At 63.6% G+C, this 719-nt stretch carries 1 protein-coding gene and 1 pseudogene; one reads left to right on the top strand and one right to left on the bottom strand.

Going from position 1 to position 719, the window contains the following annotated elements; translation table 11 throughout:
• Positions 1-227, bottom strand: a pseudogene (locus EN984_RS36620) (response regulator transcription factor); the annotation flags it as partial.
• 46 nt (positions 228-273) lie between these two features.
• Here EN984_RS36620 and EN984_RS36625 point away from each other — a divergent pair.
• Positions 274-719 (top strand): response regulator (locus tag EN984_RS36625; RefSeq protein ID WP_206517586.1); only part of this gene is annotated, 446 nt, incomplete at its 3' end.

Genomic DNA, 719 nt, shown 5'->3' on the forward strand with positions numbered 1-719 from the left:
CCCCCACCTTGGCCGCCATAACGCCGGAGCAGGTCCCGCCCCTCCGCCTGGCTGAGACTGTCGCCGACGACGACGACGTCGATGCCCTTTCCCGACAACAGCGATTCGGCCTCCCAGGGCTGGCGCGCCTGATGCACATCGTGACCGCGCCGCTCGAGATGGTCGGCGAGTTCGGTCGCCACCACTTCGGCTACCGAAACGAGCGCAATGACGGATCGTGCAGCCATGTTTTCCAACCGTTCCCTAGCAACCCGGATATGAGTGCTGGACATGATGTTTATACCCAATCTACTTTCCACTGAAAGTGGGAGCGAAAGCATCGTGCGGGCAAGAATTGTCATCGTCGAGGACGAGCCCGATCTACGGGACGCGGTCGCCGAATATCTTGGCGCCGCCGGCTATGAGGTGGCCACCGCCGAAAGTGCTGCCGCTGCGCGCAGCCTCGTTGAAACGCAATCGTTCCATCTCGCCATTCTCGACATCGCCATGCCGGGCGAGGACGGCCTCTCGCTCGGCCGCTGGCTGCGTTCGAAACTGCCGATCGGCATCATCTATGCGACAGCGGCCGGCACCGCGCTCGACCGCATCGTCGGGCTGGAACTCGGTGCCGACGATTACATCGTCAAGCCCTACGAATTGCGCGAAGTGCTGGCCAGGGTGCGCAGCGTGTTGCGCCGCGTTCCCCAGCCGAAGGAGCTCCAGGACAAGAAGGCCGGGAC

Origin of the sequence: Mesorhizobium sp. M7A.F.Ca.CA.004.12.1.1 (assembly GCF_003997835.1) — a bacterium.
In the GTDB taxonomy this organism is placed as follows: Bacteria; Pseudomonadota; Alphaproteobacteria; order Rhizobiales; family Rhizobiaceae; genus Mesorhizobium.